Annotated in this window: 15 protein-coding genes; 8 read left to right on the top strand and 7 right to left on the bottom strand. The window is 47.7% G+C overall.

Translation table 11 applies throughout. The features are described 5' to 3' along the window. Window positions 1–5: 5 nt before the first annotated feature. Entirely contained in the window at window positions 6–173 is a 168-nt protein-coding gene (locus L4D19_RS18570; protein ID WP_428453706.1) for a DUF1737 domain-containing protein, read from the bottom strand. Window positions 174–326: 153 nt separating this feature from the next. Continuing rightward, complete coding sequence (locus L4D19_RS18565; RefSeq protein ID WP_428453705.1) at window positions 327–1,700, bottom strand: MATE family efflux transporter; 1,374 nt, start codon at window positions 1,698–1,700, stop codon at window positions 327–329. A gap of 53 nt (window positions 1,701–1,753) precedes the next feature. On the opposite strand from L4D19_RS18565, the gene L4D19_RS18560 reads away from it, so the two are divergent. Beyond that, window positions 1,754–2,650, top strand: coding sequence for an AraC family transcriptional regulator (locus tag L4D19_RS18560; protein WP_428453704.1), 897 nt, complete (start codon window positions 1,754–1,756; stop codon window positions 2,648–2,650). Between the two features lie 65 nt (window positions 2,651–2,715). On the opposite strand, the gene L4D19_RS18555 is transcribed toward L4D19_RS18560, so the two are convergent. Then, entirely contained in the window at window positions 2,716–2,952 is a 237-nt protein-coding gene (locus L4D19_RS18555; RefSeq protein WP_075767626.1) for an RNA recognition motif domain-containing protein, read from the bottom strand. A gap of 190 nt (window positions 2,953–3,142) precedes the next feature. Then, window positions 3,143–3,493: a hypothetical protein gene (locus L4D19_RS18550; RefSeq protein ID WP_160649159.1), complete on the bottom strand. Its 351-nt coding sequence runs from the start codon at window positions 3,491–3,493 to the stop codon at window positions 3,143–3,145. 128 nt (window positions 3,494–3,621) lie between these two features. On the opposite strand from L4D19_RS18550, the gene L4D19_RS18545 reads away from it, so the two are divergent. Beyond that, complete coding sequence (locus L4D19_RS18545) at window positions 3,622–4,248, top strand: LysE family translocator (protein WP_428453703.1); 627 nt, start codon at window positions 3,622–3,624, stop codon at window positions 4,246–4,248. A 76-nt stretch (window positions 4,249–4,324) separates the two neighbouring features. On the opposite strand, the gene L4D19_RS18540 is transcribed toward L4D19_RS18545, so the two are convergent. Beyond that, window positions 4,325–4,486 carry a CCGSCS motif protein gene (locus L4D19_RS18540; protein ID WP_428453702.1) on the bottom strand — a complete coding sequence of 54 codons (162 nt, stop codon included), beginning with the start codon at window positions 4,484–4,486 and terminating at the stop codon, window positions 4,325–4,327. Window positions 4,487–4,669: 183 nt separating this feature from the next. Between L4D19_RS18540 and L4D19_RS18535 the strand changes: the two genes are divergently transcribed. The 4 genes from L4D19_RS18535 (at window position 4,670) to cutA (ending at window position 8,489) form a co-directional block, all read left to right on the top strand. Continuing rightward, window positions 4,670–5,080, top strand: a complete 411-nt coding sequence (locus L4D19_RS18535; protein WP_428453701.1) for an ACT domain-containing protein — start codon at window positions 4,670–4,672, stop codon at window positions 5,078–5,080. Beyond that, the gene (locus L4D19_RS18530; RefSeq protein ID WP_075767457.1) at window positions 5,080–5,715 is read left to right on the top strand and encodes a LysE family translocator; all 636 of its coding nucleotides are present in this window, start codon (window positions 5,080–5,082) and stop codon (window positions 5,713–5,715) included. The genes L4D19_RS18535 and L4D19_RS18530 overlap by 1 nt, the downstream gene beginning before the upstream one ends. 326 nt (window positions 5,716–6,041) lie before the next feature. Then, a complete protein-coding gene (locus tag L4D19_RS18525) occupies window positions 6,042–8,048 on the top strand; it encodes an alpha-amylase family glycosyl hydrolase (RefSeq protein WP_428453803.1) in 2,007 nt (668 codons plus the stop codon). A 102-nt stretch (window positions 8,049–8,150) separates the two neighbouring features. After that, window positions 8,151–8,489 (top strand): divalent-cation tolerance protein CutA, encoded by a 339-nt coding sequence (gene cutA / locus L4D19_RS18520; protein ID WP_428453700.1) that lies wholly within the window; start codon window positions 8,151–8,153, stop codon window positions 8,487–8,489. A gap of 34 nt (window positions 8,490–8,523) precedes the next feature. Here the strand turns inward: cutA and L4D19_RS18515 are convergent, their stop codons facing one another. After that, complete coding sequence (locus tag L4D19_RS18515) at window positions 8,524–10,170, bottom strand: electron transfer flavoprotein-ubiquinone oxidoreductase (protein WP_428453699.1); 1,647 nt, start codon at window positions 10,168–10,170, stop codon at window positions 8,524–8,526. 136 nt (window positions 10,171–10,306) lie between these two features. Here L4D19_RS18515 and L4D19_RS18510 point away from each other — a divergent pair, with 136 nt between their 5' ends. Next, complete coding sequence (locus L4D19_RS18510; RefSeq protein WP_428453698.1) at window positions 10,307–11,056, top strand: electron transfer flavoprotein subunit beta/FixA family protein; 750 nt, start codon at window positions 10,307–10,309, stop codon at window positions 11,054–11,056. Then, entirely contained in the window at window positions 11,056–11,991 is a 936-nt protein-coding gene (locus L4D19_RS18505) for an electron transfer flavoprotein subunit alpha/FixB family protein (RefSeq protein ID WP_428453697.1), read from the top strand. Before L4D19_RS18510 ends, L4D19_RS18505 begins: the two co-directional genes overlap by 1 nt. Before the next feature lie 12 nt (window positions 11,992–12,003). Here the strand turns inward: L4D19_RS18505 and L4D19_RS18500 are convergent, their stop codons facing one another. Further along, the gene (locus L4D19_RS18500) at window positions 12,004–12,969 is read right to left on the bottom strand and encodes a LysR substrate-binding domain-containing protein (protein WP_428453696.1); all 966 of its coding nucleotides are present in this window, start codon (window positions 12,967–12,969) and stop codon (window positions 12,004–12,006) included. Window positions 12,970–13,057: the final 88 nt, after the last annotated feature.

Below are 13,057 nucleotides of genomic sequence, written 5' to 3'. Positions count from 1 at the left end.
TGGCTTCAATTGTGTTTTACCATCGACTGGGTATACCAGCAGGCTAAGTTCTCGCCTGTATTAACGAGATTGACAACAATTTCGCCATGTAGTTCCCAGCCCTGTTCGAGAAGATCGTTTATCTTCTTTTCAAACTCAAACTCGTGTTTATCACAGACAATTTTGTACCTCATACATTTCCTCCGGCTGGCCTGACGTAACATCAAAGGTAAGCTGTATTTGTGCTAATACAGCTGTGCCAAGTTTGGTTTAATAACCGATGTTCATGACAAGAATCTATTAAATAATAGTTAGAAATAGTTTAGCTGTGACTTCATTCTGTATGTTTATGTTGTTTGCAAAGTCAGATTGTTCATCCAGCGACGTTGTAAATAGCGGTGGAAGCAGAGCGACAGTTTGACGAACTCTTCACTCAGCATTGCCAGGTATACCCAACCAAAACCCCACTCGCCGATGAATGCGCCATAGGCGGTAAGCGGGATACCTACCATCCACATCGCGATAAAATCCATTCTCAAGCAGAACAAGTTCTCGCCTCCGGCCCGCAGAATTCCGTTTATGATGATCATATTGAGCATTTTTACCCATATGGCAAAGCACATGACTGAAATCGCTGGCAGGGCATAGGGATAGAAGTTATCCGTATTCAGGCTTAGCCAACCGAGAATCAAATCTCGTTGCATGAAAAGCAGCAGCCCAAGTGCGATGCCGAGCAAAATGACAAACTTGAGAAAGAACTTCGTCATGGCCAGGGCTGTATCAAACTCGTTGCGACCAAGGGATTGGCCCATCAAAACAGAGCAGGCGACCGAAACCCCAAAGAACATCGAATAGCACAGTGACTCGAAGGGTGCCAGCATACTGAAGACAGCCAGTTCGGTAGTGCCCATGTGTCCGAAGACCATCTGATACGTGAGTGTTCCCAGCGCCCAAAGCAGCATATTGAGCGAGTTCGGAATAGCCAGCTTTTTGTAAGTCATCCAAAGCGTTTGGTGCTTAGGGATTGCACGGCTGGTGAATAGCCAGTGTTGGCGATATTTCAATACACCCCAAATCATCAGTACCTGTACAAGACGTGCAATAGTGGTCGCTAGTGCTGCACCGGCAACGCCCATGGCAGGAATGCCGAATCCGCCTTTAATCAAGACGAAGTTAAGACCAATGTTCAGGATAATGGTGATCGCACCGAGGATCAGTGGTAGCAGGGTATCGCCACTTGAGCGTAAGCTGGATTCGGCGGTGATAACCATGTGTGTCAGGATCAGTACCGGAAAGCTGTACCACAGGTACGCCACCCCCTGGCTAATTACCAACATATCATTAGTTTGCAATCGCATGATTTGTTGTGCAAATATCGTAATGACGAGCGTGACAGGTACCATAATCACTGCACCGAACTTAAGCGACTGGAGAGTGACCGTCTTGGCATGCACTCTGTCGTCTCGGCCCCAGTATTGCGAGACCAGTACGCCGTTTGCCGTAGAAAGACCGGCCATGATCATGATGGCGACAAAATGCCATTTTGAGGCGATGCCGACAGCAGCAGTGGCTTCCTGGCCGAAGTCGCTGACCATGAGGACATCCGCAAGTGCCAGTATGGAAACCAAGGCGCTTTGAACTGCAACTGGGAAAGCCAGTTTCGCGACGCGTGAAAACAATGCCTCAGGCAGAGATGAATGTGTTGCTAGATTTGTAGTCATAAGCGTGCCCTCAAAGTACGGGGCAAATATATAAGAGCATTGAAGTGAGCGACATGTTAGAAAAATCAGAAAACCTGTGCGGATCTGTCATTCCTATGCCTGAGCCAAAATCGAGCTGGCAAGATGAGGTGTATCTGGCTGATGCCTGCAAAGAACGTTTTTTGACTCAGTCTGAACTGCCTGAATTGGCTGACAGTCAGTTTTTCATGGCAGGGCTTGCCGAGTTGTCTGAAGGCTATCATGTGGAGCGGGTAGGGACGTCGATACATACATTGCTGTTTACGCTCGAAGGCCGGGGGCGTTTAATCACTGAAAATTCTGTTATGGAAATAGAAGCGAATTCCCTGACGGTATTGCCTGCTAACCTTCCTTTTCGTTTCGAACTGGCCGATCCCGGTATTAACTGGAAGATGGCCTGGGTGCTATTGCAGAGCACCGACAAATGGCAACCTTTGATTGAAGGTGGGCAAAGAGTCGAGCCGTCGTATCTCTGCGAGCAGATATGGTCGCTAATGAGTTTGTTTCACTCCGAGATTGGTGGCCGTTCCAGTTTTCGGAAGCTGTTTGCCAGCGAGCTGTCGAGGCTCCTTTTAGGCTCGGTATCAAATGCCCCGTCAAATTCTGTACTGAGAGTGCAAAGCGTATTTAATGAGGTGGAGTCTCAGCTACATCATCCATGGACGGTGAAGGGGATTGCCGAGCAAAGCTATATCAGCGTCGAGCAGTTAAACCGGATTTGTAAACAGCTCTACGGATGTTCGACCCAGCAAAGACTGATTGCGTTGAGAATGGAAAAAGCGACGGACTTGCTTCACTATGAAAGCTGGTCGATTGGTATGATTGCTCAGCGTCTGGGTTATCCGGACCCTTACAACTTTACTCACCGGTTTCGCCAGTATCATGGCTGTTCGCCAAGGGAATATCGTAAGCATGTGACGTCTGGAAGGTAGTTGTTCAAAAGGCCAGAAGTGTTCTGTTCTGACCTTTAGCTCTTCAGCATAGTTAAGCGTGAGGGTTACTCTGCGGCTTTCACGCGAACTTTGCTTTTCGCGATTTTTGTACCGTTTAGAGCGGAAATTGCCGTAGCGGCTTCGTCAATGTCTGGCATTTCAACAAAACCAAAACCTTTAGACTTACCTGTTTCCTGATCTAGCACTAGGTTGCAGGACTCTACAACGCCGTGTTCTGCAAACAACGCTTTAAGTTCATCTTCAGTGGTAGTGCGGGCAAGGTTTCTTACTAGTAGTTTCATGGGGAGCCATTTGAAAAATTGGTGAAGTAGAATTATCACAGATAAAGTTGGCGAAACCAAGGAGAGGTCGTTATGGTGTTGTTTTATGCCTACAAAATACGCGCTTTGGTGAACGGTTGAAATGGTGTTGAAAGAGTCAAACAAAAAGCCAGCAATTAAACTGGCTTATTTTTAAGAGTAGAAGAGAGCGTTATGTTCTCTTCGGCTGCTGATAGGTACGGCCGGCAGCTTGATAGACATCTTTCTGTTTGATGTCGAACATATCGAAGAAGAACCAGGCGACAAATTTAATCACGTCATCGCCGTCATTCATGATCCACTCAGCGTATTCCTGCTCTTCGCCTTCATCGTTTTCCTGCATCGAGACGTGGTAGATGCGTTTTTCTCCCTCGATCTCGGCAAGCTTGAACTGGCCTGCCAGCGAAGCTGCCGCTTCCGCAATTTCCTGTTCTTCACTTGCTTTTAGTGCCTCAAGAACCTGAGGCAGGTTCTCTTTCTCGCACAGTGCTTTCACTAGGGTTTCAAATTGATCTTGTTGCATTTTTCTCTGCCAATAGTTTTAACTGCGCTATTGTAGCAGCGTGCGGCACGTTAGTTAAAACAGCTTTTATGTTTTTTATTTGAAGGGACACTGGGTTACATTGTAATCAACATTAACAAGGAGGTGTTATGTTTCCATTGGATATATGGATTGCTTATACGGTGGCCTGCATGCTGCTGGTGATATCACCGGGACCGGATAACTTATTGGCGATTGGACGAGGGCTAAGTCAAGGCAAGATTGCTGCTGTTGTCTCCGGCATGTCATCGGGTGGTGGTATTTTGTTCCATGTGGTTGCTGCCACATTCGGTTTGACGTTATTGATTCAGACGTCGACGATTGCTTTCTATGTAGTGAAGTTTATTGGTGCGGCTTATTTGATATGGCTTGGTATCAAGGTGCTGAGAGCAAGAAACCTGTTCTCTCTTGAGCCGGCAAAGAAGCAGTCTTTGAAAACTATCTTTACTACCGGGTTTCTATCTGCGGCACTAAACCCCAAACCGGGAATGTTCGTACTGGCATTTATTCCGCAGTTTGTTAATCCGAACCTAGGTTCGGTTTCTCTTCAAATGCTGGCATACGGTGCTTGGTTTGCCTTATTGACCGCCGTTGGATTCAGTTTGATGGGGGTTTTCTCGTCAAGGCTTGCTAGCTGGCTAAGAAGTCGGCCTAAATTAGTATCTGGGTTGAATATCGGGGCAGGGGTGGCATTTGTGTCATCAGGGCTGGCGGTGGCTTTTATGAAGCAACGTTGATTCCCGCGGAAAGATAAAGAACTACCGAGGTAACTGTGTCGGTAGTTCTTATCGATTCAGGAGTGACCCTATTGCTTTACTGTGAGCAAGAACCGCAGCAGAAACCAGGCTCACCGTGTTTGCCTTTCTTTTCTTTGTCTTCATTCTCTGGCTGTGCCTGTTCTGCCGTTTGCTCCTGGCCTACTTTTGTTTGCTCGTCATCTGATTTTTTAAAGAATTTCTTGAATGAAATAGTCATGCTACCGTCTCTGAATATTAAGTTGTATTTTCAATGCATGTTAATATTCCTGACTGTTTTAGTCAACTATGACGGCGGAGATTATGACGTGGCATGTCACATACTGACTGAGCAAGGTGACAGTATCGACCCTTCAATGCTATAAATTCTGGTCTTGGTATGAGTTTACCTAAGGAGTACGTTATGTCAGGGATTACCGATCTCGATGTTCTATTGCAGAATATGGAACCTCAAATGCGTGAAGGCGAGTTCGTCTTCTGCACGGACAAGTCGCAAGACTTTGAACTGGTGGCGAGGCTAAAACCCATAGCGAGTTTTTTGGAAGACGAAGGTATGACGCTGGTGCTGGAGAAGCATGTTGCACAGCAGTATGGTTACCAGTTTGACTCCGTGTTTAAAGCAATCACGCTGACTGTTCATTCAAGTCTTGATGCGGTTGGTTTGACGGCAGCTGTGGCAAATAAGCTGGCAGATAAAGGGATCAGTGCAAACGTGATTGCAGCGTATTATCATGACCATGTTTTTGTACAGTTGGACAAAGCAGAGCAGGCTGTCGCGGCTCTGAAAGAGTTTCAAATAAGGAATCCCCATTAATGGATATGCACACTATTTTGCTATTTGCCCTTGCGTCATTGACGCTCAACCTGATCCCCGGTCCGGATGTGATTTATATCGTTTCCAATACCATGAAAGGGAAGGCTTCTGCAGGAACTCAAGCGGCTCTTGGGCTTGGCGTTGGCTATATGTTCCATACCTTCGCTGCAGTATTTGGCTTGTCGGCACTTATCTTAAGCTCGGCATATGCCTTTATGTTGGTGAAATACCTTGGGGCAGCTTATCTGTTGTATCTCGGTATTTCGTCTCTAAGAAACTTCATGAAGGGAGAGTCCAAGCTGACCTTACCTGATCAGAAACCTGAGACGACAAATGTGTTCAGACAAGGTGTGATTGTCAGTGTACTTAACCCGAAAGTTGCGATGTTCTTCCTTTCATTTTTACCTCAGTTTATTGATACATCGCTATCTTCATCTGCAACCCAGCAGCTATTGGTTCTTGGCTTGTTATTCTGTGGTTTGGCGACCTTGTGTAACTCAGCTTATGCGATGTTGGGCTCATGGATTGTCAATAGTGCCAAGGCATCACGTTTCAGCCGTATTATCGAGGGTGTATCTGGTCTTCTGTTGATCGGATTGGCCGCCAAGATTGCTTTTAGCAATAATCGCGGGTGATCAGACAGCAATTTTCAGAAATGAGGCGGCTATCACAAGTCGCCTTTTTTCGATTTTTTAGCTTTAAATCTTTGATCTTGCTAACACATTGTTCTCCCGTTAATTGCTAGTCAAACGGGTAAAACATGTCCCATGTCTCATTTTGCCTGCCTGTTATTAGCAAATTTGCGCTTGCCCGGAACATGGCGTTAGTGCCTTTGTCTACTCCCCCTTATCTACGCCGTCTAAAAGCGCTTGAAGGATGGTCTCCGAACGTTGTGACTCATTGATAATCGCAATGTACCTTACAAATAATAATCAAGGAGATCACTGTGATAACAAGGAACATGAAATCTTGCCTTGCGTTGGCCATAGCCGCCACACTTTCCGCGTGCGGCAGTTCCGGCTCTTTACCTGCGTCTGAAACACCTGTTTATGCTTGTGATACCACAACAGCGACTAAAGCTGACGATTTGCGTATTTATCAGGTCATGGTCGAGAGCTTTGTTAATGGTGATGACACCATTGGCCATGGTACGGGTTACGGTACCAGCCATCACAAAGGTGATCTGCAGGGTATTATCGACTCGCTGGACTACATTGACTCTTTGGGTGTGAATGCAATTTGGCTGACACCAATTTTTGAGTCGATTCCGGTTGAAGGGCAAGATCACTGGGCTGACCGTCTGGATGCGACAGGCTATTTCACCAGTAACTACTTTGCTATTGATCCTCGTTTCGGCACGATGGAAAAAGCCCGTGAGCTTGTGGACAAAGCACATGAGAAGGGGCTGTACGTTTTCTTTGATGGTGTCTTTGGTCACCATAAAGGCAACGTTGTTCCTTCTCCTGAAGGACGTTTACCACACGGTGAACACAACCCTGTGAGCTACCCGGAAAGCCTCGCTTTCTATCAGGAAGTCGCTACCTATTGGGTTAAAGAGCTGAAGATTGATGGCTGGCGCTTGGATCAGGCCTATCAGGTGCCGACAGATGCCTGGAAAGAAATCCGTAAGAGTGTCGATGAAGCTTCGAAGTCGGTGACTTACACCAATGACAAAGGGGAAACTGTTAATCCGCTAGGTTACATGGTGGCTGAAATCTGGAACAACCAGAATTACATCAATGACACTGGCTACGGTAAGCAGGATGATCCGGCATTGTGCTCGGCATTCGATTTCCCTGTCCGTTACCGTGTTGTTGAAACCTTTGCCGTGAATGAAAATAGTGTCGGTGGCAAAGGCGGAGAGTGGCTGGCCGAAGGTATGGATTTGCACAAACTGTACCCGGATCATGCCAAACCTAACCTGATGTTGGGCAATCATGACTTGGTGAGACTGGGTGATCTATTGCAGCGTGGCAACATTGCCTCTCCAGAAGATGCTGAGTATTGGTCTCGCCATAAAGCGGCATTGTCATTCCAGGCCGCATACACCGGCCCGATCACCTTGTATTACGGTGAAGAAATTGGTGATCAGCTTGATGGCTATGCAGCCAAGAATGCCGGTGACAACTGTGCCATTCAAGGTTTGTGTGACGATCATGTTGCCCGTACCAGTGCAAAAATTGACGGTGTGACGGCGTCACTTAAAGGACGCGAAGCAGAACTGCGTGACTACGTCGCCAAGTTGATGACTATGCGTGCTAACCATCCTGCGCTATCCAGTGGTAAGCGTACCAATGTGATGGCAACTGATGCTGTGTATGTCGACCATAAGCAGGCAGAAAATGAAGCCTTGCTTTACATGGTGAGTACCTCATCCCGAGCAGATATCATTCCTCTGGACGGTGTGGATGTCGGTTCTGATGGCGTCTTGGTTGACTTGATGTCTGGCGACCGCTTCAAGATGCAAGATGGCAAGTACTATATTCCTTTAACTGCGTTTGAAGCTCGTTTCCTATCTATCGAGACACCGTCTGCTGCCGGTGTGAAGGTGAAGGCTGCAGCGGCCGTGTCACTGGCGGGTGAAGGCTTTATGGCGCAGTGTGATAACCCGACGGTGGAAGAGGCCGGACCGATTGGCGAAACGCTATACGTTGTCGGTGACTTTTCCGATTCAGGATGGAAACACAAGCCGAAGCGTGCCTTCCAGTACAAGGGTAGCAATGTCTATCAGGTTGTTAAGGAAGAGAAGGCTGGCGCGTATCGTATGCAGTATGCAAGCCGAGATTGGACGCCGCAGTTTACTGCTGACGGTCTTAGCCTGAAAGCTGGCGAGAAAGGCGTACTGGCTCGTGGCGGTTATGGTAAGGACACGGCTGTTACGATCCCTGAAGCCGGTCGTTATGTCTGGAGTCTGGAGTTCAGCTCAGATGGCCAGCCTCAGCAAATTATGGTCTCTAAGTGCCCATAATAATAAGCAACTGACAGTTACTAAGGGAGCCTGATGGCTCCCTTTTTTGATAGTATTATTAGTACATTAGTTTAGACAAACTGCAGAAAGATAGAGGCAGTCATGGCGACAGAACATGAAAATATACAGCAATATTGCATGGTGATGACCACGTTTTCTGATGAGGTTATCGGAAAGAAAATCATTCACTCGCTCATTGAGAAGCGTTTGGCCGCTTGTGTTCAGGTGCAGGCGATTGAAAGTTATTACCACTGGAAGGGCGAGGTCAATCAAGATCAGGAAAAGCTGGTGATGATCAAGACAACGGCTGCACTTTACTCAGAAGTAGAAGCGGAGATACTGGCTAACCATGATTATGAAACCCCTGAAATTATCCAGCTGCCCATTACGTCTGGGCTGGCAGATTACCTGAACTGGATCCGTTCGGAGTGCAAGGACTAGCCTTGCACTTCGATTTGGCTGAAATTATCTGGGGTTACATATTCGGATAATTCGGCCCGCCGCCACCTTCGGGAGTGACCCAGGTAATATTCTGTGACGGATCTTTAATGTCGCAAGTTTTGCAATGCACACAGTTGGCGGCATTGATCTGAAACTTGGGTTTACCTTCACTCGTCACAATTTCATATACACCCGCCGGGCAATAGCGTTGGCTAGGCTCGTCGTAGAGGGATAGGTGGGTTGTCGTGGGAAGGATAGGATCCTTGAGTTTAAGATGACAAGGCTGATTTTCTTCGTGTTGCGTTGCTGACAGGTAGACCGAAGATGGTTTATCAAAGCTGAGGATACCGTCCGGCTTGGGGTAATTAATGGGTGTGCATTGTTCTTTCGGACGAAGACACTCGTGATCGGTTTTCTCATCGGCGACTGTCCAGGAAAATCGATGCTTGAGCCAGTTATGTTCTACCGTTGCCAGCGCGCCACCGATAAGGTTGCCAAACTTATGGATTTGAGCGCCAAAGTTGCGTGATTCATACAGCTCTTGATACAGCCATGATTCACCGAACAAACGCTCATAGCCCGGTATGGTTTGATGCAGCCCCTGGCTAATTTCGCTGAAAATGGCTTCTGCGGCCAGCATTCCGGATTTCATGGCGGTATGGCTACCTTTGATTTTGGCAAAGTTGAGCGTACCAGCATCGCAGCCAACCAATACCCCGCCGGGAAATTGTTGCCGTGGCAGGGAAGGGAGTCCACCTTTGGTGATTGCCCGAGCACCATAGGCGATGCGGTTTCCGCCTTTTAGATAACGGCTGAACAACGGGTGATGTTTCATTCGCTGAAATTCATCAAACGGGCTGAGGTACGGGTTGTGATAGTTCAGATCAACGATCAATCCAATAGCGACTTGGTTATCTTCGAGGTGATAGAGAAAACTACCACCGGTGGTATCTGACTGGCTTAGTGGCCAACCAACACCATGGATAACCAGCCCCGGCTGATGAAGTTCCGGTGGGACTTCCCACAGCTCTTTGATTCCTAGTGCATAGTGCTGAGGCTGTTTGTCGTAATCCAATTGAAAATTGCTGATCAGCTGTTTGCCCAAATGGCCTCGGGCTCCTTCGGCGAAAATAGTATATCTGGCCTTTAGCTCTATGCCGGGCTCAAAGGTCGCTTTCTTATCTTCGTTCTTATCCAACCCCATATCGGATGTAACGATACCGGCAACGGCACCTTGTTTGTCGTAGAGAATGTCAGCGGCTGCGAATCCGGGGAAGATTTCGACACCGGCTTTTTCGGCTTGCTGTGCCAGCCAGCGACAGAAGTTGGCCAGACTGATGACGAAGTTACCGTCATTCAGCATTGGCTTGGGCGTAAGGTTCTCAGCAACGTTTAGATAGTTACTCTGGTTGGTAAGCAGACAAAAGTGGTCTTCAGAAACTGCTGTATGAAGTGGGGCATTGAGCCGCTCCCAGTCAGGAAAAAGTTCATCAAGGGCTTTGTGTTCGAAGATGGCGCCAGACAAAATATGTGCCCCGACTTCGGCTCCTTTTTCGACCACACAGACAGACAATGATTGATTCTGTTCCTCTGCCAGTTGCATGATCCGACAGGCAGCAGATAAACCTGCGGGGCCAGCACCAACGATAACAACATCGAACTCCATGCATTCTCTTTCCATGCGTACCTTCCTGAAACTGCCAGCACAACGTTACAGGTAAATATAGTCCAGTTGACGTAAACGTAAATTCAACTAGGCTCAAAGTGTACTTGGCCAAGTTCATAATTTTTTCTGACTATTTGAAAAGGAAAGCATTGTGAAGGTACTGGTAGCAATAAAGCGAGTGATTGATCCTTACGTAAAAGTGAGGGTGAAAAATGATGGCTCCGGCGTTGAAACCAATAACGTCAAGATGGCTATGAACCCTTTTTGCGAAATCGCAGTGGAAGAAGCAGTCAGACTCAAAGAGGCCGGAACAGTTGAAGAAGTTGTTGTGGTTTCAGTCGGTGAGACAAGCTGTCAGGAGCAACTCAGAACAGCATTGGCACTGGGAGCCGATCGCGCAATTCACATAGAAGCAGAAACCGGACTCGAACCATTGACGGTAGCCAAAGTGCTCCAGTCAGTGATGGAGAAAGAACAACCGGGGCTTTTTTTGATGGGCAAGCAATCCATCGATTCGGATAATAATCAGGTTGCCCAAATGCTATCTGCACTGACCGGCCGTCCACAAGGTACCTTTGCCTCTAACGTTACCATTGATAGTGACACTGTCACCGTAACCCGTGAGGTTGATGGCGGCCTGGAGACACTTCAGTTGATGCTTCCAGCCATTATCAGTACCGATTTGCGGCTCAATGAACCCCGATACGCATCGTTACCAAATATCATGAAGGCCAAGAAGAAACCCATGGAGCAGCTAACGCTCGCCGATTTTGACGTCGATGCTTCTCGGCACCAGGAAGTGCTGAATGTAGCGCCGCCGCCGGAAAGGCAAGGCGGTGTTCGGGTTGCTTCGGTATCGGAGCTGGTGGATAAGCTGAAAAACGAAGCGAAGGTGATCTAATGGCTACGTTAATCATTGCAGAACATAATAACTTATCTCTCTCGCCAGATACCCTGAAAGCGATCAATGCAGCGATGGCGTTATCATCTTCAGTATCGGTGCTGGTTGCCGGTGATAACTGCCGTTGTGTGGCTGACGAGGCCTGCAAGGTAGCAGGTGTCGAGCAAGTATTACTGGCTAATAATACAGTCTATGAGCACCAGCTTGCCGAGAACCTGTCCGCCTTGGTCGCTGAAGTTGCTGCTCAGCAATATACCCATATCCTTGCGCCAGCTACGACCTTTGGTAAAAATCTTATGCCGCGTGTAGCCGCCTTGCTTGATGTCGGACAGCTATCCGATGTTATTCAGATCAAAAGCGAAGACACAGTGATTCGGCCGATATATGCCGGTAATGCTCTGGCGGAAGTAAGATCCAACGATCCTATTAAGGTGATCACTATTCGTAGTGCCGCATTTGATCTTGCAGAAATTCAACCGGAACAATCCGCTCCGGTGTCCGAACTCGATATTGTCATCGCCAATGATATGACGAAGTTTGTTAGCAGACAGGCGGTAGAAAGTGAGCGTCCTGAATTGGCCGCAGCACGAGTGGTGGTATCCGGTGGACGGGGGCTCGGAAACAGCGACAGTTTTGCCCTGGTTGAAAAGTTGGCAGATAAATTGGGTGGGGCAATCGGTGCTTCGCGTGCAGCAGTGGATGCCGGTTTTGTCTCCAATGATCTTCAAGTTGGCCAGACGGGGAAAATTGTCGCCCCTGAGCTATACATAGCCGTGGGCATTTCCGGAGCCATACAACACCTTGCCGGAATGAAAGACTCGAAGGTGATAGTCGCAATCAACAACGATCCCGACGCCCCGATTTTTCAAATCGCCGATTATGGTCTGGTCGGCGATCTGTTCGAGTTGCTTCCGGAGCTGATTGAGTCACTTTGAGGGGTGTGGCTGTTAACTGTCGCCTTCTATAATCTGCCAACCGTGGTTTGTCGCCATTTCAAATAACTGGGCTTGCTCGGCGGCCTGTTGATTTGTCAGCCAGGTAACAAAGTGAGTGACCGCGTCACTTTTTGTCTGACAGTGGTAATAATATTGCCACGGGCCGTCAATGATGGTTGCCGACTGGGGTAACTTCAAATATCCCTGTTTTAGCTCATGGACCACCAGCATAAGGTCGGTGATTGTGACACCCTGTCCGGCAAAACAGGACGTCAGTGCCATATCCAAGGTATCAAAGGTCAAACCTGAGTTGTTCATCAGGTGGGACTTTTGATTGCGCTTCAACCATACCCGCCAGTCTGTTCGGTCCGCAGTTGGATGAAGGCGCTGGTAAGTCAGCAATGTATCGATATCGACAGGCTGTTCGGCTTTGGTCAGCAGCTCCGAATAGACAGGGGCCAGGTATTCCTTTCTGAGAAAATTCTTTTGATACGGGTTTTTTGATTCCTTCTGCATACCGTAGATAGCGACATCATAGTCATCATCATCCAGCCGGAGTTCTTCGCTGGTGTGTCCCATGGTTGATGTCAGGACAATATCTAACGTCGGGTAGTGTTCCTTAAAGGAATGTAAACGCGGGATAAGCCAGCGCACGGCAAAACTCATTGCCACTTTTACTCGCAGCGGCTCGTTTTCTTTGTTTTTGAGTTGTCGAATCGCATTGTTGAGTTCACTGTATTGACGGGTGAGCAACAGGGCCACTTCTTTGCCTTCGTCTGTCAGAGAAAGCGCGCGGTGACGTCGAATAAATAGTGAAAAACCAAAGTGTTCCTCTAGCTGGCGTATCTGACGGCTAACCGCACTCTGAGTCACATTTAGTTCTAAGGCGGCGAGTGTAAAGCTAAGGTGTCTTGCTGCAGCTTCGAATACTCTCAATCCATTGAGAGAAGGAGGAAGCAGTGCATGTCTTTTTTTCATCAGTCAGGAAATCTTTGCATGAGTTTTATGAATGCTAAAGTGCCATAAAAGTCGTTTGAAACTCAACGGTAATATTCATAAATTTATC

This window comes from Photobacterium kasasachensis (assembly GCF_050336885.1).
Lineage (GTDB): Bacteria > Pseudomonadota > Gammaproteobacteria > Enterobacterales > Vibrionaceae > Photobacterium > Photobacterium kasasachensis.
The sequence above is the reverse complement of the archived record's forward strand: the minus strand, read 5'-3'. Positions and strand labels throughout refer to the sequence as shown.